The organism is Deinococcus murrayi DSM 11303 (assembly GCF_000482805.1).
Classification (GTDB): Bacteria; Deinococcota; Deinococci; order Deinococcales; family Deinococcaceae; genus Deinococcus; species Deinococcus murrayi.
The window spans coordinates 140,882-167,006 of record NZ_AXWT01000001.1; the positions used below are offsets into that span (position 1 = coordinate 140,882).

Consider the following 26,125-nt stretch of genomic DNA (forward strand, 5'->3'; position numbering starts at 1 on the left):
ATTCAAGGAACTGACATGACATCACTCACCATCACCCACATCAAACGCCCCGGCGCTGACCGGCTCGAATCCGTCACCACCGAGAACGGCGTCATCAAGGGTTGGAATCTCCCGCCTGAGGGAGAAGTCCTCGACGGGCGGGGCGGCACGGTCGCGCCCGCCTTTATCGAACCCCACGCGCACCTGCGCGAGCCGGGGCAGACACAAAAAGAAGACCTCGCGTCGGGCCTCGCGGCGGCGGCGGCGGGGGGGTACGGCACGGTCGTCTCCATGCCCAACACGTCCCCGGTGGTGGACGACCCGGCGACCGTGCGGGCGCTCATCGAGAAGGCGGAGGGCCTGGGCCTGGCGCGGCTGCGGCCCGCGGCGGCCCTCACGCGGGGGCAGGAGGGCGAGCACCTCGCCGAACTCGCCTCCCTGAAGGAAGCCGGGGCCGTCATGTTCACCGACGATGGCCGCACGAACGAGAACGCCCGCGTGCTGCGGCTGGGGCTGGAGTACGCCCACTCGCTGGGGAGGGTCGTCAGCGTGCACGCCGAGGACGCTTCTCTGCGGGCGGACGGCGTGATGAACGAGGGGCCAGTCTCCGAGGCGCTGGGGCTGCCCGGCAACCCGGCGGCAGCGGAGGCGGCGCGGGTCGCCCGCGACCTGGAAATCGTCGCGCAGACGGGCGCGAGGCTGCACATCCAGCACCTCTCGACGGCGCGGGCGCTGGAGCTGGTGCGGGCGGCCAAAGCACGGGGCCTGCCCGTCACCTGCGAGGTCTGCCCCCACCACCTCCTGCTCACCGACGAGGCGCTGCGGTCCTTTGACGCCCTGTACAAGGTCGCCCCGCCCCTGCGGACCCAGGCGGACGCCGACGCGCTCCTCGCGGGCCTGCTGGACGGCACGGTCGACTGCCTCGCCACCGACCACGCCCCCCACACGCGGGCGGAAAAGGAACGCGACCTGCTCGAAGCCCCCTTCGGCATCGCGTACATCGAACTCGCCTTCCCGCTGATGTGGACGCACTTCGGCGAGAGGCTGGGCTTGACGCGGCTGCTCGACCTGATGACGGCGGCCCCCGCCCGCGTGCTGGGGTGGCCGGTGCCCACGCTGGAGCCGGGTGCCCCCGCCGACCTGGTGGTCCTCGACCTGGAGGCAGAACGGGAGGTCGACCCCCGCACCTTCCTCAGCAAGGCGAAGTTCTCGCCGTGGGCGGGCGAAACGTTGCGCGGCTGGCCCACCCTGACGGTGGTGGGGGGCCGGGTGGCCTTCAGGGGGTAAAGGCGCAAGGGAGAACGCCGGGCACGGAGAGGCCCGGCGTTTCTCTCTGCCGCTTACAGGTCGAGGGGGTCGGGGTTTTCGCTCCCCTTGCGGCCCTGGTCGAGGTCGTTTTGCTGAAGGCGCTCTTCTTGCCGCTCCTCGCCCACGCCGGGGTTCATGCCGCGGCGGGCTTCGGGCAGGTCGTCTTGCACGTTGGCGTCGGTGTTGGCGAGGTCTCCGGGGTCAGTCATGGCTTTTTATCCTCCGGAGGGCATGCTGCCACGGCCCTTCCGGAGCCGAGCGGCGGCCTTCTTACACTGTGACCCTTTGGCTAAGGCAGGCTCAACGGGCGTCCGCGCCCACCGCTTCGGTCACCGACGCGAAGCCGTCGCGCTCCAGCAGGCGCGAGAGGCCCCGGTGGAGGCGGGCGGGGAGGCCCGGCCCCTCGTAGACCAGGGCGGTATAGACCTCGACCAGGCTGGCCCCGGCGCGAATCTTGGCATAGGCGTCCTCGGCGGTAAAGACGCCCCCCACCCCCACGAGGGGCACCCGGCCCCCGGTCAGGCGATACGCCTCGCGCACCAGGGCCGTGCTCCGCCCCCGCAGGGGCCGCCCGCTGAGGCCCCCCGCTTCTCCCCGGTGCCCATGGGTCAGGCCCTCTCGCGAGAGGGTCGTGTTGCTGAGGATGAGGCCGTGCGCTCCGGCCTCCAGCACCGCGCCCACGCTCGCCCCGAAGTCGGCGGGGTGCAGGTCAGGGGCCAGCTTCACGAGGACGGGGGGACGGCGGAGGGTGCGGACCCGCCCCGCTTCTACCTCCGCCACCACCGCCCGCACCAGGGCTGCGAGGTCCTCCGCCGCTTGCAGCGCCCGCAGGCCCGGCGTGTTGGGACTGCTCACATTGACGACGAAAGCGTCGGCCACGTCGCCCAGCGCCCGCACGAGGCGGAGGTAATCGTCGGTCGCCTCCTCGTTGGGGGTCGCCTTGTTCTTCCCGATGTTGACCCACACCGGGACCGGGCGACGGCGCAGGGCGGCGAGGCGGGCGTGCAGGGCGTCCGCCCCCGCGTTGTTGAAGCCCATGCGGTTGACGAGCGCCCCGTCGGGCGGCAGGCGGAACAGGCGGGGCCGCTCGTTGCCGGGCTGCGCGAGCGGCGTCACCGTGCCGACCTCCACGAAGCCAAAGCCGAGCGCCCAGAAGGCCGGGACCGCTTCCCCGTTCTTGTCCAGGCCCGCCGCCAGCCCCAGCGGGGAGGGGTAGGCGTGGCCCCACAGCGTCTGCGTCAGCCGGGGGTCCGGGGGAGCCGTGAGCGCCCGCAGGGGCGCGGCCCACCCCGGCACCCGCGAGGCGGCCCCCAGCCCGCGCAGGGTGAGGTGATGGGCGTCCTCGGCGTCGAGGCGAAAGAGGGCCGGGCGAAGCAGGCGGCGGTACATCGCCCCCCAGAATACGGGGCGGGGTGGGGGGTGGACAGGCTAGGGGCGGGCCTCGGCGTAGGCGGGTTCGAGCTGCACCAGCCGGGCGTGTTCCTGCCGCTCGCTGTCGGCGATGAGGTCGGCCAGGGAGGTGCTCCCCAGCACGCCCCGCAGGGCCGCGTCGACCCGCTGCCACAGGTCAATCGTGCCGCAGACCTGGCCCTTGTCGCAGACGTGGTCTTCTTCGACGCAGGAGACGGGGGCGATGCTGCCCTCCAGCGCGGTGACGACCTCATAGGCGCTGATGTCCGCGGCGGGGCGGGCGAGGCGGTAGCCGCCGTGGGCACCGCGCACGCTCTTGATAAATCCGGCGCGGCGCAGGTTGCTGGCAATCTGTTCGAGGTAATGATGGCTGAGGCCCTGGCGCTCGGCCACGTCCTTGAGCGGCACCGCCGCGCCGCTGCCCCCCCGCCGCCCAATCTCGATGAGGGCACGCAGGCCGTACTGGGCTTTGGTCGAGACCCACATGGGACCAGTGTACCCCGCAAACCCGGACGCCGCGTAGGGATTTAACGACATTGAAAAAGCGCCGGGCGACTGACCCCGGCGGCCCGCACCCCCTACAATCCGGCCCGTGACGGCTCTGCACCCGCCCCCCCCCTCTCCCCTGCCCGCCCCCCTCGCCGCCCTTTCGCCCGCCGACGTCTTGCTGCGGCTGCGGGCGGCGGGGGCACCGGGAGTCGCGCTGCTGGAATCGCTGGGGCCAGTGGTGGAGTACGGGCGGTACTCCTTCCTGAGCGCCTGGCCGGTGCGGGTGCAAGAAGGGGTGCCCGAACGCCCCGCCGGAAACGCCCTCTTTCCCGCCTGGCTGGGGGGCCTGAAGTACGAGGCGGCCTCGGCCTTTGGGCTGGACACCCACCCGCCGGATGGACGGGCGGGCTGGTGGGGCCTCTACCCCAGCGGGCTGGTGTGGGACCGGGCGGCGGGCACGCTGGAGGTCGTGGGCGAGGCCGAGCACGTGGACTGGGGGGCGGTGCTCACGGGCGAAGGTGCCTCCCCGCCGACCCTGCGGGCAGGCACCTTCGGGGCGGACGACGTGGACTATCCGGCGGGCGTCCGGGCGGTGCAGGAACTGATTCGGGCGGGCGAGGTCTATCAGGTCAACCTCTCGCGGGGGGTACGGGCGCGGGCGGAGGGCGACCCCCTTGCGGCCTACCTGCGGCTGCGGGAGGTCAACCCCAGCCCCTTCATGGCCTTCCTCGACCTCGGAGACGAGGCGGTCGTGTCCTGCTCTCCGGAGCGGCTGGTGCTGTGGGTGGGCGAGGAGATTTCGGCCCGGCCCATCGCGGGCACCCGGCGGCGGGGCGAGACCCCGGAGGAGGACGCGGCGCTGGAGCGGGAGCTGCGGGACGACCCCAAGGAGCGGGCCGAACACACCATGCTGGTCGACCTCGTGCGGCACGACCTGGGCCGGGTGGCCGCCCCCGGCACGGTGACGGTGCCTGACTTCGGGCTGGTCGAGCGCTACAGCCACGTCATGCACCTCGTCTCGGAGGTGCGGGCGCGGGCGCGGGGGGGCCTGACGGTCGCGGAGCTGCTCGCGGCCACCTTTCCCGGCGGCACGATTACGGGTGCCCCCAAGCAGCGCGTCATGACCGCCATTCGCGACCTCGAACCCGGCCCGCGGGGGTGGTACACGGGCGGGGTGGGCATCGTTAGCGGGGCACGGGTGGACGTGAATATCCTGATTCGGACGGCGGGATTTAGCCGCCAGCGGCCAGCCACCGGCTCCCAGCCGGACGAGCTGGCCGCTGGCGGCTGGCCGCTGGAAGCTCCCACCTGGACGGTCACCGTTCGGGCGGGCGGCGGCACCGTCATCGATGCCGACCCCCGGCGGGAGGCCCAGGAGACGGTGCACAAGGCGCAGGCCCTCCTCGCGGTGCTCGCGGGGCAGCCGGGAAGAGCGCCGCAGCCGCCCGCGCCCCCCGTGGCAGGACGGGCCTGGGCACCCCCGCCCGCCGGGACGCGCACGGGCCTGCGGGTGCTGGTGCTCGACAACCGTGATTCCTTTACCCTCAACCTCGTTCACGACCTGCTCGCGCTGGGGGCCGAGGTGGACCTGCGAAGCCAGGACGAGAGCGCCGGGGCACTGCTCGCCTCCCGTCCCGACGCCGTCCTGGTGGGGCCGGGGCCGGGCACCCCCGCCACGAGCGGCCCCACCCTGGAGCTGACCCGCCGCTGCCTCGCGGGGGGCGTGCCCCTGCTGGGCGTGTGCCTGGGCCATCAGGCGTTGGGTGAGGTGCTGGGGGGCCGGGTGGAACGGGCCGCCCCGGTTCACGGTCGCCCGGCAGCGGTGCGGCACGCGGGAACGGGCCTCTTCGCGGGGGTCGCGGACGGCGCTCCTTTCGGGCGCTACCACTCGCTCGTGGTGCGCGGGCTGCCGGAAGACCTGGTCACCGCCCGCAGCGAGGACGGCGAGGTCATGGCCCTCCACGTGCCGGGCCGCCCCGCGTGGGGGGTGCAGTTTCACCCGGAAAGCGTGCTCAGCCCGGCGGGACGGGTGCTGCTGGGCAACTGGCTGCGCCTGAGCCGGGACTGGCGGGGTGGGGAGGAGCGGGGGTGAGGCCGCTGCCGCCGGGGGTGCAGGCTCCCGCCTGGCTGCTGGGCGAGTCGGCCTTTACCACCCTGCGGACGTGGGATGGAGCGCCGCTGCTGTGGGAGGCGCACCTCGCCCGATTGCGCGGGACCTGCGCGTGGTTGGGCCTCCCCGACCCGGACGAGGCGCTGCCCCCCCTGGACAGGACGGGCTGGGGCCTACTCCGCGTCACGGTTACGGCGGAGGGCACCTTCCATTCCTGGCGACCGCTCGCACCGGGGCCGCGGCCAGCGGGGGGCGTCGCCGTGCAGCTCACGGGAATACAGGTGCACCCCCAGCTCGCCGCGCACAAGACCGGGAGTTCCCTGCCCTACCTCCTCGCGGGGCGGGCAGCGGCGGCGGCGGGGGCGTTCGAGGGCTGGCTCACGGACGGGGCCGGGCACCTGGTCGACGGCAGCCGCACCGCGCCGCTGCTGGAGCTGGACGGGCGGCTGGTCGTGCCGTCGGGCGGGCTGCCGGGGGTCACGCGGGCGGCGTTCCTGGCGGGCCGAGCCGCCGAGACCCGGCCCGTCGGGGTGGCCGAGCTGCCCCGCGTCTCCCGCGCTTGGGTGTGCGGGAGCGGGGTGGGGGTGGTCCCGGTGCGGCGCATCGAAGGAGAAGGGTGGAGCGTCGACCTGCCTGCCGAGTGGCCCGCCGTGACCGACCGGGCGCTGGTGTGGCCGGGAGAGGCGGCGCGGCCCTGAAGAACAGGAGCGGCGAGGTCTCCCCCGCCGCTCCCGCGCGTCTCTCGACCCTCAGCGCCCGTCTTGGCCCACGCGCTCGCTCTGGAGGCGACCCCTGCCGACCGCGTCTTCGAGGCGCAGGGCACCGTGGCGGCGCATCAGGCTGAGGGCCTCGTCTATCCGGCGACCATCGGGGTCGCGGGCAATGACGAGGACGTGGCCGTCACCCAGGGCTTTTTGAAAGCGCTCGGCCTCGGCAGGCGGCACGCCCATGCGCCGCAGGAGCTTAACGTAGTCGCCGTGGTCGCTGCCGGTCAAAGCCCCGAAAATACCCCCCAGCCCAGCCCCACCGATGACTCCGAACAGGACGGTCAGCAGGCCACCTTCCTGATAAATCCGCGTTTCGGGAATCCAGAGCAGCAGCAGCCAAATGGGGACCGTGAGGGCCAGGCCCGCGAGCACGCCCCGGAGGGTGCCGCGAATGACACTGGCCGAGCCGCCCGGCGCGCCCGCCTCCGGGCTGACGCCCGTGGCCTGGGCAAGGTCATTTTCGGCCACCACGTCGCTGAGGGCAAAGCCCAGGCGGTCACGCTCGAAGCCGCGGGCTTGCAAGGCCGCGAGGGCACCCTGGGCCTGCTGGGGGTCACGAAAGAGGGCAACGACGCTTTCCATTCCTCCGGTTTTACCATGCACCCGCGCCCCGCGGCGAGGGACAGAGGGCACTGCGCTCTAGCCGCCTGGGGGGGCGAAGTCCGGCATCCGAGCTTTCTCTCTGGACCCCTTGTCCCCTCCCGGCGGTCCTGCGCTCTGCGGTACGTTCCGCCCAGGGGTCCTTTTCTATACTGCCCGCATGACTGGCGTGGCCGCCCTGACCCTCCCCGGTGCCGCTTTCGAGGCGCGGCTGCGCGAGGTGCTGCGCTCGCGGGTCGCCTTTATCGAGCTGATTGGCGACGACCTCGTCGCTGCTGGGGGCAAGCGGACCCGTCCCGCCGTCACTCTGCTCGCGGCGCAAGCCCTCGGCGCCTTGCCTGAGCGTGCCGAATGGGCGCACGTCACCGACCTCGCCGTGTGCGTCGAGCTGCTGCACTCGGCCTCGCTGCTGCACGACGACCTGATTGATGATGCCGAGACGCGCCGGGGCCAGACCGCCGCCTTTCGGCGGTTTGGCAATGTCGTCAGCGTGATGAGCGGTGACTTCATGCTCTCGCGCTTGCTCACGCTGCTCGCGGGGCTGCCCGGCGGGCCGGACCTCACCCGCGCCTTTGGCGAGGCCGCCTCGCGCATCTGCGAGGGCGAAGTCTTGCAGTTTCAGGTTGCGGCCTACGGCGAGTACAGCCTGGAAGCGTACCTGGAGGTCATCGGTGGCAAAACGGCGGCCCTCCTCGCGCTCGCGGCCTCGGCCCCCGCGCTGCTGCTGGACGCCCCCCCCGCTCACCGCGAGGCGCTCGCCACCTTTGGCTGGGAATACGGCCTGGCTTTTCAGATGCGCGACGACCTCCTCGACCTCACCGCTGACGAGGCCACCCTGGGCAAGCCCGTCGGCGGCGACCTGCGCGAGGGCAAGGCCACGCTGCCGGTGCTGGAGCTGCTCGCGGGGCCGCACGCGGCTGAGGTCCGCGACGTGCTGGAGCGCCGCGCCTCCCGCCCCGGTGACGCGGCGCGGGTGCGTGCCCTCGCGGAGCAGACGGGCGCGGCAGAACGCACCCGCGCCGAGATTGGCCGCCGCGCCCGCCTCGCCGCCGCCGCGCTGGAGGCCTTGCCCCCCTCGGCAGCCCGCGAGGCGCTGACCGACCTTGCCTGGCGAGAAAGCCGCCGCCGAGCCTGAACTCCCCCGTCTTGTTTTTCCGGACGCTCGCTGCACCGAGTCCAAGCCTTCTCCCCTGCTCCTGCCAGTTGACAGGCGGCGGGGGGCTTTTGTTGGCGCAGCCGCTTTCCTGGAACCGCTTCCGGTTTTTGGCGTCCGGGTGGGCAGTTTTTGCGGTTGACGCTTCCAAGCTGCCCCGCTAGAACGGGAGCACCCCACAGACGGGGGAAAGGACGGCGCAGCAGCCGGGGCGGCACGGCGCGGCGCGTGTATGCTCGGACCTGACACCGGGACTATCCCCAAAGGAGCGTGATGAGGGCATCAGGACTCAACTGGCAGGGCCTCATGGAGCAACTCCAGGAGGCTTTGCCCCATTGCGAGGTGACGGACCAGTCCCTCGCGTACTTCAAGTATCCCCGGCGCACGGTCGCCGTGAACCTGCCCGTACGGATGGACGACGGGCGCATTCAGGTGTTCCGGGGGTACCGCACGGTACATTCCACGGCGCGGGGGCCAAGCATGGGCGGCGTGCGCTTTAAGCCGGGGCTGAATGCCCACGAGTGCGAGGTGCTCGCGGCCATCATGACCCTCAAGGCGGCGGTCGCCGACCTGCCCCTCGGCGGGGCCAAGGGCGGGGTGGACGTCGACCCGCAAGCCCTCAGCCCGCATGAGTTAGAAGGCCTGACCCGCCGCTATACCTCCGAACTCGTCGAACTCATCGGGCCGACCGAGGATATCCTCGCCCCCGACGTGGGCACCGACGCCCAAACGATGGCCTGGATGCTCGACGCCTACGGCGAGAACACCGGGTCCACCCAGGGCGGCATGGTGGTGGGTAAACCCCTGCCGCTGGGCGGCTCCTACGGCAGCAAGGACGCGCGGGGCCGCTCAGCAGGGCTGGTGGCCACACAGGTGCTGGAGCAGCGGGGGGAGAGCCTGCGCGGGGCGCGGGTCGCCGTCTATGGCTTCGGGGACGTGGGCCGCAAGGCCGCGCAGGTCCTGGAAGAGCGCGGCGCTTTGGTCATCGCTGTATCGGACCAGCAGGGAGCCGCCTTTGCCAGCGGCGGCCTCGACCTCGCGGCGCTCTCGGCCTGGCGCGAGGAGCATGGCAGCGTGCAGGGCTTTGCGACGGACATCACCCCCGATGAGGTCGTCGAACTCGACGCCGACATCCTGATGCTGGCCTACGACTACGGCTCGGTGAACGCGGGCAATGCCCACGCGGTCCGCGCCCGCTACGTTGTGGAGGCGACCAACCGGGCCGTGTTGCCCGAAGCTGAGCGCTTCTTGCGGGCGCAGGGCGTGTGCGTGCTCCCCGACCTCGTCGCCAGCATCGGCGGGGTCATCGTGAACTACCTCGAATGGGTGCAGGACGCCAACAACTTCTTCTGGACTTCCGCCGAGGTCGAACGCGCCATCGACCTGCGGGTGAACGCGGCCCTGCGAGACGTGACCGCTTTCATGCGGACCCGTGACCTCGACATGCGCACGGCTGCCTACGCCCTCGCCCTGGGCCGTCTGCACGAGGCGGCGGTGATGCGCGGCGTCTACCCGTAAAGCGCCCAGCTCTCAGCGGCCAGCCGCCAGCAGGCGAACGCTGAGGGCTGACGGCTCCCCCGCCGCTCCCTACTCCCCGGAGGCTTTTTCCCATGACCACCACCCAGGACCCGCAGGCCCCCGCCAGCACGCGCCTCGGCCAGCACGCCATTCCCAGCTACCTCGACCCCAACAACATTGGTCCCTACGAAATCTTCCTCGAACAGGTCGAGCGGGTCACGCCCTACCTCGGCAAGCTCGCCTACTGGATTGAGACCCTGAAGCGGCCCAAGCGCATCCTCGTCGTCGACATTCCTATTCACCTCGACGACGGCACGGTCGCGCACTTTGAGGGCTACCGGGTGCAGCACAACACCTCGCGGGGTCCGGCCAAGGGCGGCATCCGCTTTCACCAGGACGTGACCCTCAGCGAAGTCATGGCGCTTTCCGCCTGGATGACCATTAAAAACGCTGCCGTGAACCTGCCCTACGGCGGGGGCAAGGGCGGCATCCGCATCGACCCGCGCCAGTACTCGACCGGCGAGCTGGAACGCCTCACCCGCCGCTACACCACCGAAATCGGCCTCATCATCGGGCCAGACAAGGACATCCCCGCCCCCGACGTGAACACCGGGCCGCGCGAGATGGCCTGGATGATGGACACCTACTCCATGAACGTGGGCCGCACGGCGACGGGCGTCGTGACCGGGAAACCCGTCAGCCTGGGCGGGTCGCTGGGCCGCGCCGACGCGACCGGGCGGGGCGTTTTCGTGACGGGCGCGGAAGCGATGAAAAAGCTCGGCATGCCGCTGGAGGGCGCGAGGGTCGCCGTGCAGGGCTTCGGCAACGTGGGCGAGGCCGCCTCGCGCATCTTTCACGCGCATGGGGCCAAGATTGTCGCCATTCAGGACGTCACGGGCACGATTTACAGCGCGGCAGGCATCGACCCGGCGGCGGCGCTAGCTCACCTGCGGCAGACGGGCAACATCACGGGCCTTCCCGACACCGAGGAACTCACCCGCGACGAGTTCTGGGGAGTCGACTGCGACGTGCTCATTCCCGCCGCCCTGGAAAAGCAGATTACCCTCGAAAATGCCGGGCGCATCAAGGCCAAACTCATCGTGGAGGGGGCCAACGGCCCCACCATCCCCGCCGCCGACGACCTCCTCGCCGAGCGCGGGGTCACCGTGGTCCCCGACGTGCTCGCCAACGCGGGTGGCGTGACCGTGAGTTACTTCGAGTGGGTGCAGGACTTTTCCAGCTTCTTCTGGACCGAAGAAGAAATCAACAGCCGCCTCGACCGCATCATGGCCGACGCTTTCCTGAGCCTCTGGGACGTCAAGGAGCGCCACGGGGTGACCCTGCGCACCGCCGTGTACATCGTGGCCTGCACGCGGGTGCTTGAAGCGCGGGCGCTGCGGGGGCTGTACCCGTAGGGGCCACCAGCTTCCAGCCGCCAGCCGGTCCGAGAAGCCTCAGCTCCGCGCTGGGGCTTTCTCGCTGGTCCCTGGAAGCTGGTGCCTGGCGGCTACAATCCCCCCATGACCGACCCCCTCCGCGACTGGCAGCCCGCGTCCCCCGGCTTTAAGCATGTCGTGAGCGTGTCGCTGGGCAACTCGTCGCGCAATGCCCGCGAGGAACTCACCGTGCTGGGGCAGCCCTTTGTGCTGGAGCGCCTCGGCACGGACGGAGACGCGAAAAAGGCCGCGCACCTGTTTGCGGCGCTCGACGGGCGGGTCGACGCCTTCGGGCTGGGCGGAGCAGACCTGTACGTGATTGCGGGCGGGCGGCGTTACACCTTCAGCAACATTCGCAAGCTGGTGTCGCACGCCCGGCTGACCCCAGTGCTGGACGGCAGCGGCCTCAAAAACACGCTGGAGCGAGAAGCCATCGCGCAGCTTGACCCGGTCGTGGGGTGGCGGGGGCGGCGGGTGCTCATGGTGAGCGCGGTCGACCGCTTTGGGATGGCCGAAGCGCTCGCAGAGGCCGGGGCAGACGTGATGTTCGGCGACCTGGTGTTCGGGCTGAATCTCAACGTGCCGCTGCGGTCCATCGGCGCCTTGCGACGGGTGGCGCGGCTGGCCCTCCCGGCGCTCACCCGGCTGCCGCAGGACTGGTTTTATCCCACGGGCCAGAAGCAGGAGACGAGCGTGCCCGGCCAAGGCACCCGCTACTACGCCTGGGCGGAGGTCATCGCCGGCGACACCCACTACGCCAAGCGCTACGCCCCGCGGGACCTCAGGGGCAAAACCATCCTCACCCAGACCATCACGGAGGCCGACCGCGCCTGGATGCAGGAACGGGGGGTGGCCCGCTTAATCACGACCACCCCGCGCATCGGCAAGCGCAACTTCGCGACCAACGTGCTGGAAGCCTTTTTTGTGGCCCTCAGTGGGCGGCGGGAGGCCCTGAGCGAGGGCGAATACCTGCGCTATATCCGCGAGCTGGGATTTCGGCCCGAAATCACCGAGCTGGGGTCGACGCACCCCGCAGCGTGAGGACCTCTCAACCTGGCCCTCAGCTGCGCGGGAAAGCCCCTGGTTAGGCTGTCAGCAAGGACGTGACCCATGACCCAGCAAGACCCCCGGCTTGACCTGATTCCCGACCAGCGCACCCGCGTGAACGTGGCGACCTACCCCACCTATGGGGAAGCGCAGCGGGCCGTGGATTACCTCAGTGACCAGCAGTTTCCGGTGGAACGCATCGCCATCGTGGGCGAGGGCCTGAAGATGGTCGAGCAGGTTACCGGGCGCCTGAACTGGGGCCGGGCGGCGGCCTTGGGCTTCGCGCAGGGGCTGATGATTGGCCTCTTTGTGGGCTTGCTGTTCGGACTGCTGGGGCTGACAGCGGGCAACCTGCTCTTTGCGCTCTCTTATGGGGTGGTGCTCGGTGGCATCACCGGGTTGATTTGGGGCCTGATTGGGTACGCGCTCAGCGGGGGGCGGCGCGACTTCACCTCGGTAGGGGGCATGAAAGCCGACTGCTACGTCGTGCTGGCCGACCCCGAAGTTGCGGAGCAGGCGCGGACCCTGCTCACTTCGCTGCCCGCACGGTAGGCCTTCCTCCCTCCGCGGCCCCGCAGTCCTGGCGGGGGAACTGACCCGCTGTTCCCGGCGCAGGAACGCGGGAGGGGCGGGTAGCATGGCCCCATGACCCAGCTCAACACCGAGCTTCAAGAACTCATCGCCGAGATGGAGCGGCGCCGCGCCAAGGTAGAGGCGGGCGGCGGCCCAGAGCGGCAGGCCAAGCAGCGCGAAGGCGGCAAGTTGACCGCCCGCGAACGCCTGGAGGCCCTGCTTGACCCCGGCTCATTCCTGGAGCTGTCCACCTTGGTCGAGCATGGCCGCAACCGCCTGATGGAGGGCGTTGAGGCCCCCGGCGAGGGCGTGGTGACGGGGCGGGGCACCATCCACGGGCGGCAAGTCTTTGTGTTCAGCCAAGATTTCACGGTGCTGGGCGGCAGCCTCGGCAAGATGAACGCCGCCAAAGTCACCAAGGTGATGGACCTCGCGGCCAAGACGGGCTGCCCGGTCATCGGCCTCAATGACAGCGCCGGGGCGCGGATTCAGGAGGGCGTCGACTCGCTGTCGGGCTACGGCGAAATCTTTTACCGCAACGCGGTCTATTCGGGCAGCGTGCCGCAAATCAGCGCGATTTTGGGGCCGTGCGCGGGGGGCGCGGTGTACTCGCCCGCGCTGACCGACTTCATCGTGATGAGCCGGGGCAGCTCGTACATGTTCATCACCGGGCCGGAGGTCATCAAGTCAGTGACGCGCGAGGAGGTCACCTTTGACGGGCTGGGCGGGGCCGACGTCCACACCCGCAAGTCGGGCGTGGCCCACCTCGCCTACGACGGCGACGAGGCCGTGCTCGCGGGCATTCGCCACCTGCTGACCTACCTGCCGCAAAACGCCCGCGAGGAGCCGCCCGCGCAGCCCTGCACCGACCCCATAGACCGCCCCACCCCCCGGCTGCTGGAGATTGTGACCCCCGACCAGCGCAAGCCCTATGCCATGCACGACGTGATTCGGGAGCTGGTCGACGAAGGCAGTTTCCTCGAACTCCAGCCCGACTGGGCGAAGAACATGGTCTGCGGCTTTGCCCGGCTGGGGGGCCGCAGCGTGGGCATCGTGGCGAACAACCCCAGGGTGATGGCGGGCACCCTGAACATCGACGCCTCCGACAAGGCCGCCCGCTTTATCCGCACCTGCGACTGCTACAACATCCCCATCCTGACGCTGGTGGACGTGACGGGCTTCTTGCCGGGGGTCGCGCAGGAACACGCGGGCATCATCCGCCACGGGGCGAAGATGCTCTATGCCTACGCCGAGGCGACCGTCCCCAAAATCACCCTGATCACCCGCAAGAGCTACGGCGGGGCCTACCTCGCCATGAACAGCCGCGACATGGGCGCGGACGTGGTGTATGCCTGGCCCACCGCCGCCGTCGCCGTGATGGGCGCGGAGGGGGCGGCCAACATCGTCTACCGCCGCGAAATCAGCCGCTCGGAGAACCCAGAAGCCACCCGCGCCGCCAAAATCGCCGAGTACAAAGAAGCTTTTGACAACCCCTACGTGGCCGCCGCCAAGGGCTACATCGACGACGTGATTCCGATCGAGGACACCCGCCGCCGTCTCATCCAGACCTTCGAGATGCTGCGTGGCAAGGAAGAAACGCGGCCCTACAAGAAGCACGGCAACATCCCGCTCTGAGGAAAAACCAAGAGGAGGGCGCGGCAGGAAAACCCGACCTGCCGCGCCCTCCCCCTTCTCTTACACCCTCTTACACCTCAGCGAGCGCCGAAGTTCTGCACCCAGTAGTGACGGTAGCTCCCACCCTGGGCATACCCCACGCCGAGTTCGCGGAAGCTGGGGTTCATGATGTTGCGGCAGTGGCCTTCGCTGGCGAGCCAACCCGCCACGACCTGCTCTGGGGTGGGCTGCCCGGCGGCGATGTTCTCGCCGATGGTGCGCCACGCGTACCCCGTGGCCGAGATGCGCTGCGCCATCGTGCGCCCGTCGAGGCTGGTGTGGCTGAAGTAGTTGCGGGTCGCCATGTCCGTCGCGTGGCCCTGCGCGGCCTGCTCCAGCTGGGCGTTATAAGCCAGCGCGGGGGCCGGGGCAAAGGAGGTCGCCCCGCAGGTACGGCCCTGGGCGCGGGCGGCGTTCGTCAGCTCCAGCACACGCGCGGCATACCCGCTTGGTGCGGTGGGGGCCGGGGAGGGCGCGGGGGCCGGGGTGCTTACCGCCGTCACCGTCAGGGTGAAATCCACATAGGCGCTGCGGTAGCTTGCCAGGGCCGCCCGGATGACGGCATTTCCGGCCCCGGTCGCGGTCACCAGCCCCGTCTGGGTCACGGTGGCGACCGCCGCGTTGCTCGTCGTCCACACGACTTCGCCGGGCTGCGGCGGACGCCCTCCCACGGTCACGTTCAGTTGCCGGGTTTGCCCCACGACCAGGGTGCCCGCGTTCGCTTGGGCCTCCAGGGTCCCGGCGACCGGGGCGGCCACGGGCGCGGCAGGCTCCTGAGCCGCAGGCGCAGAGGGTCCCGCGCCGCACGCCGCGAGAGAGAGGAGGGCCGTGGCCAACAGAACAACCTTGTGGGGAGACATGCTGTCCATCTCATCAGCCGCGGGTGGGGTGGGCATGAATCTGGACCTCTCATCTCTCACACCACCCCAACTGCGTTGGAGACGGCAAGCATCCCCCGTTCACCCCGCCATTTACTTAAGGAATCCTAAAACTTCTCATCTATCTTGTGGGGTTTTCGCGGAAAAAGCCCTCAAGAAGGTGGGTTTCCCCTATTTTTCATGAGAATGAAGGAAACCTCAGCGGCCTCAGTCAGGGGGAGGGAGAGGGAAATGGCAGAGGGCACGCTGACCCGCAGGGGGAAGGAGGGAGCCAGCGCCGCTGCCCCATCAAGCAGAGGTCGCGTTGCCGCAGGGTTGAGGGTGCCCCACAGGTGCGCCCGTCCACCCGTGTCGGCGGCCTGCCACAGGAGAGCACCCGCCGCTTCCCCCTTCGCGTAAGCGAGCAGCAGGACGTAGTCGCGCCGCCCCTCCAGACGGCCCGCGAGGTGTCGGGCCAGCGCTCCCGCCCATTCCGGCGTGCGGTAGGCCCCAGCCAGCACCGCCGCCCAATGGGGCAGGTGCAGGCGCGAAACCTGCTCTACGGCGAAGGGAGACGGCTGTGCGGGGGCGGGAGCTTCCTCCGCTCGGTAGAAACCGACCCGCAAGGCAGCGACTGTCCCCGCCCCCGCCCAGCCCTCTAGCGCCAGCAAGGGGGGCCGCCCCCGCGCCCGCTGCCACGCGGCAGCCTCCCGCAGCCGCTCTGGGGCAGCGTCCGGCAGCAGGGCCGCGTTCAGGGCCAGCACATTCGTCCCCGGCGCAAAGAGCGCCACACCCCCCGCGACCTCCTCCCAACCCGCTGCCAGCGGCCCGAAATAGGCGAAGAGGTCGGCCAGAGAGGGAGGCAGTAAGGGAGCCATGCTCGGCAGCCTAACCAACCTCGCCTCAACGAAGAAAATGGGCTGCTTCCCAGGAGGGAGAGCGGCGCGGTGGTAACCCCCACAGGACTGCAACCCGTGTGTGCGCCTGAGGAGGGCGCCTGTCCTAACCGTTAGGTGTTGCTTCTTCGTGGGCAGAACACCTCGTCACCCTGTGTCACTCCGGGCCGTCACTCCAGGTCGTCGTAGTGGTGCAGCAGGGCCGCTTCGGGGTCAGTGCCCGCGTGGTGGTGCCGGGCCACCAGCCGGGCTACGCGGGGCCGCGCTCCCGCCCGCGCCAGCAACTCGGCCCCCAGCTCCGGGTGATAGGCCCGCACCGACAAGGCCCCCAAGGGCAGCAGCCGCGCCACCCGGTTGGGGCAAAGGCCCACCAGCACCCGTTCGACCACCCGGTAGGGGCGGATGCTTTTGCCGCAGTCGTGCAGCAGGGCAGCGGCCACCACCTCCGGGGGCACGGCGGGATGGTCGCGCAGGAGGTGGCGGGTGACCCGGCAGGCGTGCTCGCGGTCGCGGGGGTCCATCCCCAGGAAGACGCGGGCCTCGGCGGGCGTGAGGTGGGCGGTCGCCCAAGCGTCTTGCGGAAAGGCCAGGCGGGGGCTGAGGCTGCGGGCCAGTCGCCGGACCTTGCCGACGTAACCCCGAACCTTGCGCCGCAGCCGCGCCGGGAGCGAGAGGCGCGGCGCGGCAAACGTGGTCCCGGCCCGGCTCCCCGCAGGGTCAGTCGGCAGCAGCCTCTCCCCCGCTGGCTTCCAGCGCGGCCAGCGCCCGCTCGGCGCTCATGGCGGCGCGGGTGCCAGCGCCCACGCTGGTGGCCAGCTGGCGGTACACGTGGTCGGAAACGTCCCCCGCCGCAAAAAGCATCGGCACGCTGGTATAAATCTCGTCCGTCACCTCGACGTATCCGTCGTCGCGCAGCCGCACCGTGTCCCTGACAAAGTCGGTGTTGGGCACGTGGCCGATAAAGATGAAGACCCCGTCGGTGGCCATCTCGCTGACCTCGCCCGTCTCGACGTTCTTCAGGCGCACGCCCGTCACGTGCTCTTCGCCCAGAATTTCCTCGACCACCGTGTTCCAGATGAAGCGCATCTTGGGGTTGGCAAAGGCGCGGGCCTGGGCAACCTTATTTGCCCGCAGGGTGTCGCGGCGGTGAATCAGGGTAACCTCTTCCGCGAACTTAGTCAGGAACAGGCCCTCTTCGACGGCGGCGTCACCGCCCCCCACGACGACCACCTTTTTGCCCCGGTAAAAAAAGCCGTCGCAGGTGGCGCAGGTCGAGACGCCTTTGCCCCAGAAATGCTCTTCACCGGGGATGTTCAGGCGGCGGGGGTTGGCCCCGGTCGCCAGAATCACGCTCCTGGCGCGGTAGGTGCCGCCGTAGCCACGCACCGTGAAGGGATAGTCGCAGGCGTGCTCGCTGTGCTCGACGGCCTCGACTTCTTCCATCTCGATGCGTGCCCCGAACTTCTCGGCCTGCTGGACCATGCGCTGAGCCAGCTCCATACCGGAAATCGGCTCCGGAAAGCCGGGGTAGTTCTCGACCTCCTCGGTTTGGGCGATTTGGCCGCCCGGCAGCCCCTTTTCCAGCACCAGCGTGCTCAGGCCGCCCCGCCCCGTGTAGATGGCTGCCGTCAATCCGGCGGGACCGCCACCGATAATCACTACGTCAAAGTCCTGCGTGGGCACGGAAGTGCTCGTCATGCTTCCGAGCGTACCACCGCGCACATTTCAGCATGGTCAGGCAAGCACACTTTATTTTTCAAAGCATACCCACCATGGTCAAGTGCTGTGGCCTGAGCGTTAACAAAAAACCCCGCACGCGGCGGGGAAAAGTGGCTGGGGCACAAGGACTCGAACCTTGATTAACGGTGCCAGAAACCGTCGTCCTGCCATTAGACGATGCCCCAACAGAGCTGCTCTGGCGCTGACCAGGCCCCGTCGGGCCAAGCGTGAGGGAGTATAGCCGCCTGGCCATGGGCCGTCAACTGCGCGGGCGGCAGCGCAGGGAGCGGAAGTGCGCTCCAGTCGGGGCCGCACCTGCGCTTGCCCCCCCTAGGGGGTGATGTTACACTGAGGTGTTGCCGCGCTCCAGCGCAGGTACAGGTATATGCGGGTCCGCTTCCAGGGGAGCGGCCTCGCAGGAGGAGCAGGAGTTCATGGAAGACCAGACCCAGACCCCCGCCGCTGAGGGCGGGACCATTCAGCCCACGCCGGGCACCGAGCAGAGCAGCGCTGAGCAGGCGAACACCGTGCCAGCAACCCCCGCGCCAGAAAGCGTGCAGGCCAGCGCCGAAGAGCGCGAGTACCCCGCCATGACCATGGAGGACGTGCTGGCCAGCGAGTCGACCGAGCACCAGATGGTGTCTCGCGGCGACATCGTGGACGGCACCATCGTCTTTATTGGCCAAGAGGGGCTGGCGGTGGATGTCGGCGCCAAGGTGGAGGGCACCATTCCCCTCAACCAGATTGGCGACGAGCCGCTCACGCTGGAGCAGGCCCAGGGGATGTACAAGCCCGGCGACAAGATTGAAGCCTACGTCGTGCGGGTGGACCTTGCCAACAACCAGATTGTTCTCTCCAAGAAGCGGGCCGACCAGGACAAGGGCTGGCGGGTCCTCGAAAAGATGCAGGAGAACGACGAGGCCTTTGAGGTCGAGGTGCTGGAAAAGGTGCGTGGCGGCCTGGTCGCGCAGGTTGAGGGCATCCGGGCCTTCCTGCCCGCCTCGCAGGTCGACACCCGCCGGGTCAACGACCTCGACCCCTACGTCGGCAAGCCCCTGATGGTCAAGCTCATTGAGCTGAACCGCAAGCGCAACCGCGTCATCATCAGTCACCGCGCCATCATGGAAGCGCAAAAGGCCCAGGCCCGCGAGCAGACCGTGGGCAAGCTGGTGCCTGGCGCGCAGTTTGAGGGCGAGGTCGTCGAGATTACCGACTTTGGCGTGTTCGTGAACCTCGGCGGCATCGATGGGCTGGTGCACCGCAGCGAGCTGACCTATGGCCGCTTTAACCACCCCCGCGACGTTGTGAAGGTCGGCGACAAGGTGCAAGTCCAGGTCATTGACGTCGACGAAGCCCGCGAGCGCATCAACCTCTCCATGAAGGCCCTGACCCAGGACCCCTGGGAGGGCGCGGTCGACCGCTACTCCATCGGCCAGCGGGTAAAGGGCAAGGTCACCAACCTGACCAACTTCGGCGCGTTCGTAGAGCTGGAGCCGGGTCTAGAAGGGCTGGTGCACGTCAGCGAGATGAGCTGGACCAAGCGCGTGCGTCATCCCAACGAGGTCCTCAAGGAAGGCGACGAGGTCGAAGCCGTCATCCTGCGCATTGACCCCAAGGAGCGCCGCATCTCGCTGGGGATTCGCCAGACCACCGACGACCCCTGGAGTGCGCTCCCCGACCGCTACCCGCCCGGTACCCCCGTCAAAGGCAAGATTACCGGCATGACCGACTTCGGCGTCTTCATGGAGATTGAAGAGGGCATCGAGGGGCTGATTCACATCAGCGAACTCGACACGCAGCGCGTGAACAACCCCGCCGACCTCTTCAAGAAGGGTGACGAAATCGAAGCCGTCATTCTGAACATTGACCCCGTCGAGCAGCGGGCGAGCCTCTCGCGCCGCCGGGCGATGGGTGGCGGTGGCCCGGTCCGCGACTACGTCAGCCAGGGCGGCGGCAGCCGCAGCGACCGCTACAGCGGTGGCCAGGGTGGACGCAGCAGCCGCAGCGGGCGCGGCGGCGGAGCCGACTACAACTACAACGCCAAGGATGCCCAGCAGGGCGGCAAAATCAGCACGAAGCTGGGCGACGTGTACGCCGACCTCTTCGCGCAGTTTGGCCTTGGCGGTGACAAGAAGGACGAGTCGACCTCGACCAGCACCACGGAAGGCACCGAAAAGCAGGGCGAGTAAGCCCCTAGCGCAACGGCGAGAGGCCTGCGGGAGTGATCCCAGCGGGCCTCTCCCCTTTGATGCGGGGTAGGCTGACCCCATGACTGCTTCCCTCACATGGGGCCTCCTCGGTGCTGCCCGCATCGCCCGCGCCCTCATCCCCGCGATTCGCGCCGCCGGGGGCGAGGTGAGGATGCTCGGTGCCCGCGAGCCGCACTCGGCAAGGGTGCAGGCTTTTGCGCGGGAATGGGGCATCGGGAGGGTGGGCAGCTACGACGAGGTCATCGCCTCGGACGTGCAGGCGGTGTACAACGCGCTGCCCAACGACGCCCACCACCCCTGGACCGCCGCCGCACTCAGGGCGGGCAAACATGCCCTGACCGAAAAGCCACTCGTGCTGCATGCGGGCGAAGCGCAGGCCCTCGCGGATGCCGCCAGCGAGACAGGCCGGGTGCTGCTCGAAGCGTTCGCATACCGCTTTCAACCCCACGTGGCCCGGCTGCGGGACCTCGTCACTGGGGGCGAGTTGGGGGAGGTGCGGGCCGTGCGGGGGGCTTTCGGCTTTCCGCTCAGCCGCTCGAACGATTTTCGCTGGGAGGCCGACAGGGGCGGCGGGGCGCTCTATGACGTGGGCTGCTACCCGGTGAGCCTCGCGCGGCTGCTGCTCGGAGAGCCGCGGGCGGTGACGGCCCAGGCCCGCCCGACGCCGGGGGGCGTGGACCTGGGCCTGAGCGGAACGCTGGACTTTGGCGGGGCGCTCGCGAGCCTTGACTGCGCCTTCGACTGGGGTCCAGCCCCCACCCAGCGCCTCACGGTGGTGGGCACGCGGGGCAGCTTGGAGCTGGACGGGGCCTTTGAAAGCCGCAACGCCGCGCCCCTCATCCTGCGGGTCCGCACTGGGGCGGGCGAGCACACCGAGACCTTCGCCCCCCACGACGGCTACGCGGCGATGGTGGCCCACTTCGGGCGGGTCGTGCGGGGCGAAGAAGCGGCCCTCTTTCCGCCGGAAGACGCGCTGCGGCAAGCGCGGGTGCTTGACGCCCTCTTCGCGGCGGCACGGGAGGGACGGACCGTGGAGGTCGGGGCCTGAAGCGGGCGTCCCCTCCTAGAGGCTGACCGCTGATGGCTCTCAAGGCAGCGGCCAACGCACCGTGCCGAGCTGGTCGGTGCGCCACATCCGTGCGCCGGCGGCCTCCACCCGCGCCAGCACCTCCGGGTGAGGATGCCCGTAGGAGTTGCGGCCCACGCTGACGACCACATCGGCGGGGGTGCTCTGGCGCAGCAGCGCCGCGCCCGTGCTGTGACGGCTGCCGTGGTGGGCGGCCTTGAGGAGGTCGAGGTCGCCCACCCCTACCCGCGCTTCGGTCTCGGCGGCGAGGTCGCCCAGCAACGCGGCGCGGAAGTTGCCCGCCTCGACCGTCAGGGCGACACTGTTGTCGTTGTCCTCGGTGCTCCAGAAGCGGCCTCCCGGCCACAGCACGGTCAGGCGCACGTCCCCGGCCTCCACCCGGTCGCCCCGACGGACCTCGCGCACGGGAACGCCCTCCTCGCGGGCGACGGCCAGCAGTTCGGCCAGCACGGGGTCAGCGGCTTTGCGGTGCCCAATCCACAGCTCGCCGACGGGAAGGGAGCGCAGCACGCCGGACAGCCCCTCGATATGGTCGGTGTCCGCGTGGGTTGCGACCACCACGTTCAGCCGCCGCACCCCCAGCGCCCGCAGCGCCGGGACAACCGTGCGGGTGCCGACGTCGTAGTCGGAGCCGACCGAGCCGCCGCCGTCCACGAGCACGGCCAGCCCCGGCCCCCGAATCAGGGTGCTGTCGCCCTGGCCCACGTCCAAAAAGACGAGGTCGCGGGCGGGGCGAATCCAGCTCGGCAGGGCCGTCAGCAGGGCGCAGGCCAGCACGGTCCCCAGCGCCAAGGGTGCCCGCACTCGCCCCCACAGCCACCCCACCCCGGCGAGGGCTGCCACCCCGTACGCCACGAAGCCCGCCGCGCTCACACTTCCCCAGGTCAGCACCGGGGCCTTGCCGAACCCTTCTGCGACGAGGAGCAGGGCCGAAGCGAGCAGGCCCGTCAGCGGGCTGAGCACCCCGCCGAGGGGGCCGAGCAGCCCCGCCAGAAAGCCCAGCGGCACGAGCGCGGCCATAAGCACTCCCGCGACGAGGTTGGCGGGCAGGCCGACCAGCGGCACTTGCCCGAAGGTGCTCGCAATCACAGGCAGGGTGGCGAGTTCGGCGAGCACGGTGGCAACGAGGGCAAGCCGCAGCGCCAGCGGCCAACGCTGCGGCAGTCGGGCGGCGAGCTTGCCAGAGAGGGTGAGTCCCAGCACCGCGAGGAAGGAGAGCTGAAAGCCCACATCCAGCAGCCACAGCGGAAAGGGAAGCAAACAGGCGACCGCCGCGAGCGCGACCGTGCCGTAAGGGTCTGGCTTGCCCCGGCCCAGGGCAAAGGCGACGAGCACGGCCATCCCCATCAGGGCAGCCCGCAGGATGCTGGGCGAGACGCCCACCAGCCCCAGGTAGGGCACCAGCAGCGCGGCGGCCAGGGCGTAGCGCCACGCCACCCGCACCCGCAGCCGGACGAGCAGCCACACCGCGGCCCCCGTCAGCAGGGCCACGTTTTGCCCGCTGAGGGCCATCAGGTGTGAGAGGCCCGCCCGCGCAAACGCGTCGCGGACCGGGGCACCGTCCGCGAAAGCCTCGCGCCCGATGTCGTTCCGGTCGCCGAGTTGGATGGCCTGCATCAGGGCGGCCTGCGGCTGGCTCAGCCCGGTGGTCAGCCCCCGCCGGAACCATCCGCGCCAGCCCCGCTCTGGCGTAGCGGCGCGGACCTGCGCCCCGACGAGCACCGTGGTCGGCGTGGGCAGCAGCAGCCCGCCCTGTCCGCGCAGCCACGCGGCCTGATGAAACCCGCCCGGAATGCGCCGCTCGTCGGGGCGGACCAAGCGCCCACCCACCGTGAGGGAACCGGGGGGCACCGCGGGTTTGGGCGAGAGGGCCACCCGCGCCGGGGGGTCAGCCAACCGCAGAAACTGGCCGTCCCACTCGCCGCGCAGGGTGACGAGGGCACCTACCCAGGGGGCCAGGGGGTCGGGCTGCGCCGCGTTGAGCTGCTGCGCGCCATAGCCTAGCCCCAGCCCCAGGGCCGCGAGCAGGCCGAGGAGGGGACGGCGGTCGAGCGCGGCGAGGCCCGCCCCGGCCAGCGCTGCCAACCCGCCCCAGAGCAGCCCCAGCCCCAGCAGAATGCCGCCCACCACGCCGAGCGCGAGGGGGACGGGCCAGGCGAGACGTCCGGCGGCGGCCTGGTGACCGCTGGCGAGGGCGGGGGCGGGGGCCAAGGGAACGCTCGCGGGCCGCCCCAGCATGGCCACCTCAGAAGGTGACGAGGGGAGCAAGAGCCTGGAGGGTTGCGGGACCGATGCCCTTCACCCGGTCGAGGTCCGCGAGCGAGCGGTAGGGCCGCCCCTCCACGATGCGGGCGGCGAGGGCGGGGCCAATCCGCGGCAGGGCTTCGAGCTGCTCAGTCGTGGCGGTATTCAGGTTGACCTTGCCGGAAATCAGCGGGGTCACGCTGGCGGTGGCCGGGTACTCTGGGGCGGCCTCCTGCGGCGCGGTGGGCGGCGGCAGAGCGGCCCGCGTCACCGTGGGGACTGGGGCGGCCTCCTGCGGCGCAGTGGGCGGCGGCAGAGCGGCCCGCGTCACCGTGGGAGCCGGGGCCGCCGGGCGCAGCGCGGGTCCCAGCGTCAGCGCCCCCACGGTCAGCAAGCCGCCCGCAAGGAGGACCGTCCAGTGCCGCTCTTGGGAAAGCACGGCAAAAGTTTAGGACGGCGGGCACCCCCGCCGGGCCGCACCTGCGGCGTCGCCGGGGGGAAGCCCTGGGGGGGGTTAGCGCTTGCTCAGCAGGTAGCCCTTGGGGTGGTGCCCGCCGCTGTAGACCTGAAACAGTTCGCGGACATGCCAGCGGGTCTGGTCGCGCAGCAGGCCCTCAAAGAGCCGCAGCTCGTGGGTGACCACCGCGAGGCGGCCATGCCGCGAGAGCAGGCGGTGCATCTCGCTCAGGAAGGCGGGGTAGAGCGCGGTGTTGGCCCGGTGCGAGCCGATCGCGTCGCCCCAGGGCAGGTCGCAGACGATGAGGTCAAAGGAGCGGGGGGGCAAGCCCGTCGCCAGGGCGTCCACGGCGGCGACCTCCACGTTGCGCCCGGCGGCTTCCAGGTTGGCGCGGGCGCAAGCGACGGCTTCCGGGTCGATATCCACGCCCACCAGCGCCGCCGACGGCCCCAGCAGCGCCCGCTCGACGAGCAGGGTGCCGCTGCCCGCCATGGGGTTAAAGATGCGGTCTTCCTCGCGCACCCCAGCGAGGCGGTGCAGGGCGTAGGCGACGGTCGCGTTCAGACCGCCCCCGCGGTTGCACACCCGCCACGCCCGCGCCGAGAGGGGCCGGGGGGTGATGCGGGCGAGCACCTCCCAGCCGGGGCCATTCTCCTGGGGGCGCAGGCGAATCAGGAGTTCGCCTTCCTCCGGGTCAAAGGGAAGATTCAGCCCCCGCGACAGCTCCTCGGCCAGCCGGGTCATCACCGCCGAGTCGCGGCCCGCCGCCGCCAGCCGGAAAGAGCGGTGCCCGCCCCAGCGCCGCACCTCCCCCAAAAAGGCCGTCAGCTCGCCCAGTTGCTGATGCCCCAGCAGGCCGCGGGGCCGGGGCACGTCCCAGGCCCGCACCCGGTAGGCCGCCACCGCCCCGCGCAACCGCGTCAGGCGGCCCGGCTCGCCGGGGTACCAAAAGCGCAGGCCCCGGAGGTCGCGGGCGAGGGGCACCCCGCGCAGCTCCTCGGCAGCGACCTCCTCCAAGCCGGGCAGCGCCTCCAGCACGTACTCGTGCGCGGGCTGACGAGCGCGGTGGTCCCCCCTGGGCTTTTGCGGGCGGGTGAAGGGAGAGGTTTTCGGGCGGGACGGGCGAGGCATAGCGGGGCAGTATACGGGGCCGGGCGGGTGTAGAATCGCACGTCCGCGCATGACCCGCCCCCCCCATCCTCCCTCGACCACGTGGCCGCGTGCCTCCGGGCGTCCCCGCCGGGCCTTGGTTGCCCGCTTTACGCCGCCGCAACTTATCGCCCTGGTGTACCTCGTCGGCATCGCGCTGGGCACGGCGCTGCTGCACCTGCCGGGAGTCACCGCACCGGGGGCAGAACTGAACTTCATCGACCGCCTCTTTACCGCCACCAGCGCGATTTGCATCACCGGGCTGGTTGTGGCCGACACGGGCGAGGCGTTTACCCGCCCCGGCCAGCTCCTCATCCTGCTGCTCGCGCAGATAGGCGGGCTGGGCATCCTGACCTTTGGGACGCTCTTTGCCTTTCTGACCGGGCGGCGGGTGAACTTTTCCGAGCGGCAGCACCTCGTGCAGCAAATCAATGCGCTCGACGTGGGCGGAGTGCTGCCCCTCATCCGCACCATCTTTCTGTACACCTTTGTGGCAGAAGCGGTGGGGGCGCTCCTCCTGGCCCTGCGCTTTGTGCCGCAGTTCGGGCTGAGCGAGGGGCTGTACCAAGCGGTCTTTCACTCGGTGAGCGCTTACAACAACGCGGGCTTCGTGGTCGTGCCGGGCGGGATGGGGCAGTACGCCGCCGACCCGCTTGTCAGTCTGACGGTCAGCGGCCTCATCGTGCTGGGGGGGCTGGGGTTTTTGGTGCAGCTCAACGTGCTGGGGCACCTGCGGCGGCCCCGGCGCACCCGACTGCTGACCTATTCCAAGATTACGCTGCTGACGACCGGGCTGTTGCTGGGGCTGGGGGCCGTGCTGCTGCTCGCGCTGGAGTGGGGCAATCCCCGGACCCTCGGCGAGCTGGATACGGGGGGCAAGCTGCTTGCCGCCCTGTTTCAGAGCGTGACCCCGCGGTCGGGCGGCTTCGCGACGGTGGACATCTCGGCCATGACGAGTGCCAGCCTCTTTCTCCTCATCGGGCTGATGTTCATCGGGGCCAACAGCGGCTCGACCGGGGGCGGCATCAAGACGAGCACCTTCGCCATCTTGGTCGGCAGCGCGTGGAACATGGTGCGAGGCCGGGGCGACCTCATCGTGTTCGGGCGGCGCATCCTGCCGGAGAACCTAGTGCGGGCGGGCACGGTGACCACCCTCTACACGCTGATGGTCGCGACCGGATTTTTCGCGCTGCTGGCCACCAACCCCAACCTGGGCTTTACCCACCTGATGTTCGAGACCGTGAGCGCGGCGGCCACCGTCGGCCTTTCCATGAACACCACCCACCTCATCAACGACCCCGGCCTCCTCATCCTGACCGTGCTGATGTACCTGGGCCGCATCGGGCCGGTGACCTTCGCGGTGGCCTTTAGCCTGCGCAACCAGCAGGGCCGAGCGGTCAAGTACCCGCCCGAACGGGACATCCTGGTGGGATGACCCAGGG

General features: G+C 70.3%; 23 protein-coding genes and 1 tRNA gene. 12 read left to right on the forward strand and 12 right to left on the reverse strand.

The annotated features are described in order from the left end of the window. The first annotated feature begins 15 nt into the window (after positions 1-15). Complete coding sequence (locus tag H565_RS0100685; protein ID WP_027459341.1) at positions 16-1,266, forward strand: dihydroorotase; 1,251 nt, start codon at positions 16-18, stop codon at positions 1,264-1,266. A 53-nt stretch (positions 1,267-1,319) separates the two neighbouring features. On the opposite strand, the gene H565_RS16510 is transcribed toward H565_RS0100685, so the two are convergent. The 3 genes from H565_RS16510 to H565_RS0100700 form a co-directional block, all read right to left on the reverse strand. Next, on the reverse strand, positions 1,320-1,496 hold the full coding sequence (locus tag H565_RS16510) for a hypothetical protein (RefSeq protein ID WP_162832514.1): 177 nt from the start codon (positions 1,494-1,496) through the stop codon (positions 1,320-1,322). 91 nt (positions 1,497-1,587) lie between these two features. Next, positions 1,588-2,676, reverse strand: coding sequence for a quinone-dependent dihydroorotate dehydrogenase (locus tag H565_RS0100695; protein WP_027459342.1), 1,089 nt, complete (start codon positions 2,674-2,676; stop codon positions 1,588-1,590). 39 nt (positions 2,677-2,715) lie between these two features. Beyond that, entirely contained in the window at positions 2,716-3,183 is a 468-nt protein-coding gene (locus H565_RS0100700; protein WP_027459343.1) for an RrF2 family transcriptional regulator, read from the reverse strand. Between the two features lie 106 nt (positions 3,184-3,289). Between H565_RS0100700 and H565_RS0100705 the strand changes: the two genes are divergently transcribed. Continuing rightward, entirely contained in the window at positions 3,290-5,278 is a 1,989-nt protein-coding gene (locus tag H565_RS0100705; RefSeq protein WP_245576135.1) for a chorismate-binding protein, read from the forward strand. Continuing rightward, positions 5,275-5,994, forward strand: a complete 720-nt coding sequence (locus H565_RS0100710; RefSeq protein WP_027459345.1) for an aminotransferase class IV — start codon at positions 5,275-5,277, stop codon at positions 5,992-5,994. The genes H565_RS0100705 and H565_RS0100710 overlap by 4 nt, the downstream gene beginning before the upstream one ends. A 51-nt stretch (positions 5,995-6,045) precedes the next feature. On the opposite strand, the gene H565_RS0100715 is transcribed toward H565_RS0100710, so the two are convergent. Continuing rightward, positions 6,046-6,645, reverse strand: coding sequence for a hypothetical protein (locus H565_RS0100715; RefSeq protein ID WP_027459346.1), 600 nt, complete (start codon positions 6,643-6,645; stop codon positions 6,046-6,048). Between the two features lie 178 nt (positions 6,646-6,823). Between H565_RS0100715 and H565_RS13855 the strand changes: the two genes are divergently transcribed. The 6 genes from H565_RS13855 to H565_RS0100745 all read left to right on the forward strand — a co-directional run bounded on the left by H565_RS13855 (position 6,824) and on the right by H565_RS0100745 (position 14,025). Then, positions 6,824-7,798 carry a polyprenyl synthetase family protein gene (locus H565_RS13855; RefSeq protein ID WP_034407849.1) on the forward strand — a complete coding sequence of 325 codons (975 nt, stop codon included), beginning with the start codon at positions 6,824-6,826 and terminating at the stop codon, positions 7,796-7,798. Positions 7,799-8,089: 291 nt separating this feature from the next. Further along, positions 8,090-9,334 carry a Glu/Leu/Phe/Val family dehydrogenase gene (locus H565_RS0100725; protein WP_027459347.1) on the forward strand — a complete coding sequence of 415 codons (1,245 nt, stop codon included), beginning with the start codon at positions 8,090-8,092 and terminating at the stop codon, positions 9,332-9,334. Between the two features lie 92 nt (positions 9,335-9,426). Next, positions 9,427-10,749, forward strand: coding sequence for a Glu/Leu/Phe/Val family dehydrogenase (locus H565_RS0100730; RefSeq protein ID WP_027459348.1), 1,323 nt, complete (start codon positions 9,427-9,429; stop codon positions 10,747-10,749). Positions 10,750-10,854: 105 nt separating this feature from the next. Further along, positions 10,855-11,811: a hypothetical protein gene (locus H565_RS0100735; protein ID WP_027459349.1), complete on the forward strand. Its 957-nt coding sequence runs from the start codon at positions 10,855-10,857 to the stop codon at positions 11,809-11,811. 69 nt (positions 11,812-11,880) lie between these two features. Continuing rightward, positions 11,881-12,369, forward strand: a complete 489-nt coding sequence (locus H565_RS0100740) for a YflT domain-containing protein (protein ID WP_027459350.1) — start codon at positions 11,881-11,883, stop codon at positions 12,367-12,369. Between the two features lie 93 nt (positions 12,370-12,462). Next, a complete protein-coding gene (locus tag H565_RS0100745; protein ID WP_027459351.1) occupies positions 12,463-14,025 on the forward strand; it encodes an acyl-CoA carboxylase subunit beta in 1,563 nt (520 codons plus the stop codon). A 77-nt stretch (positions 14,026-14,102) separates the two neighbouring features. Here H565_RS0100745 and H565_RS15890 read toward each other — a convergent pair whose 3' ends face one another. From H565_RS15890 to H565_RS0100775, 5 genes are all read right to left on the reverse strand, one after another. Next, a complete protein-coding gene (locus tag H565_RS15890) occupies positions 14,103-14,924 on the reverse strand; it encodes a CAP domain-containing protein (protein WP_169726639.1) in 822 nt (273 codons plus the stop codon). Positions 14,925-15,094: 170 nt separating this feature from the next. Further along, positions 15,095-15,799 (reverse strand): hypothetical protein, encoded by a 705-nt coding sequence (locus H565_RS0100760; RefSeq protein WP_034407852.1) that lies wholly within the window; start codon positions 15,797-15,799, stop codon positions 15,095-15,097. 188 nt (positions 15,800-15,987) lie between these two features. Continuing rightward, complete coding sequence (locus tag H565_RS0100765) at positions 15,988-16,473, reverse strand: HDIG domain-containing metalloprotein (RefSeq protein ID WP_027459353.1); 486 nt, start codon at positions 16,471-16,473, stop codon at positions 15,988-15,990. Positions 16,474-16,534: 61 nt separating this feature from the next. Continuing rightward, a complete protein-coding gene (gene trxB / locus H565_RS0100770; protein WP_027459354.1) occupies positions 16,535-17,515 on the reverse strand; it encodes a thioredoxin-disulfide reductase in 981 nt (326 codons plus the stop codon). A 132-nt stretch (positions 17,516-17,647) separates the two neighbouring features. Beyond that, positions 17,648-17,721 (reverse strand) — tRNA-Gln (locus H565_RS0100775). A 249-nt stretch (positions 17,722-17,970) separates the two neighbouring features. Between H565_RS0100775 and H565_RS0100780 the strand changes: the two genes are divergently transcribed. Both H565_RS0100780 and H565_RS0100785 read left to right on the forward strand, forming a co-directional pair. Beyond that, entirely contained in the window at positions 17,971-19,725 is a 1,755-nt protein-coding gene (locus H565_RS0100780) for a 30S ribosomal protein S1 (RefSeq protein ID WP_027459355.1), read from the forward strand. Between the two features lie 79 nt (positions 19,726-19,804). Further along, positions 19,805-20,794, forward strand: a complete 990-nt coding sequence (locus H565_RS0100785) for a Gfo/Idh/MocA family protein (RefSeq protein WP_027459356.1) — start codon at positions 19,805-19,807, stop codon at positions 20,792-20,794. Positions 20,795-20,833: 39 nt separating this feature from the next. Here H565_RS0100785 and H565_RS0100790 read toward each other — a convergent pair whose 3' ends face one another. From H565_RS0100790 to H565_RS0100800, 3 genes are all read right to left on the reverse strand, one after another. After that, positions 20,834-23,071 carry a DNA internalization-related competence protein ComEC/Rec2 gene (locus H565_RS0100790; protein WP_027459357.1) on the reverse strand — a complete coding sequence of 746 codons (2,238 nt, stop codon included), beginning with the start codon at positions 23,069-23,071 and terminating at the stop codon, positions 20,834-20,836. Positions 23,072-23,078: 7 nt separating this feature from the next. Next, a complete protein-coding gene (locus tag H565_RS15895) occupies positions 23,079-23,516 on the reverse strand; it encodes a ComEA family DNA-binding protein (protein WP_027459358.1) in 438 nt (145 codons plus the stop codon). Positions 23,517-23,591: 75 nt separating this feature from the next. Further along, positions 23,592-24,665 carry a methyltransferase domain-containing protein gene (locus H565_RS0100800; RefSeq protein ID WP_027459359.1) on the reverse strand — a complete coding sequence of 358 codons (1,074 nt, stop codon included), beginning with the start codon at positions 24,663-24,665 and terminating at the stop codon, positions 23,592-23,594. Between the two features lie 49 nt (positions 24,666-24,714). On the opposite strand from H565_RS0100800, the gene H565_RS0100805 reads away from it, so the two are divergent. Then, on the forward strand, positions 24,715-26,118 hold the full coding sequence (locus H565_RS0100805) for a TrkH family potassium uptake protein (RefSeq protein ID WP_027459360.1): 1,404 nt from the start codon (positions 24,715-24,717) through the stop codon (positions 26,116-26,118). The last annotated feature ends 7 nt before the right edge of the window (positions 26,119-26,125 follow it).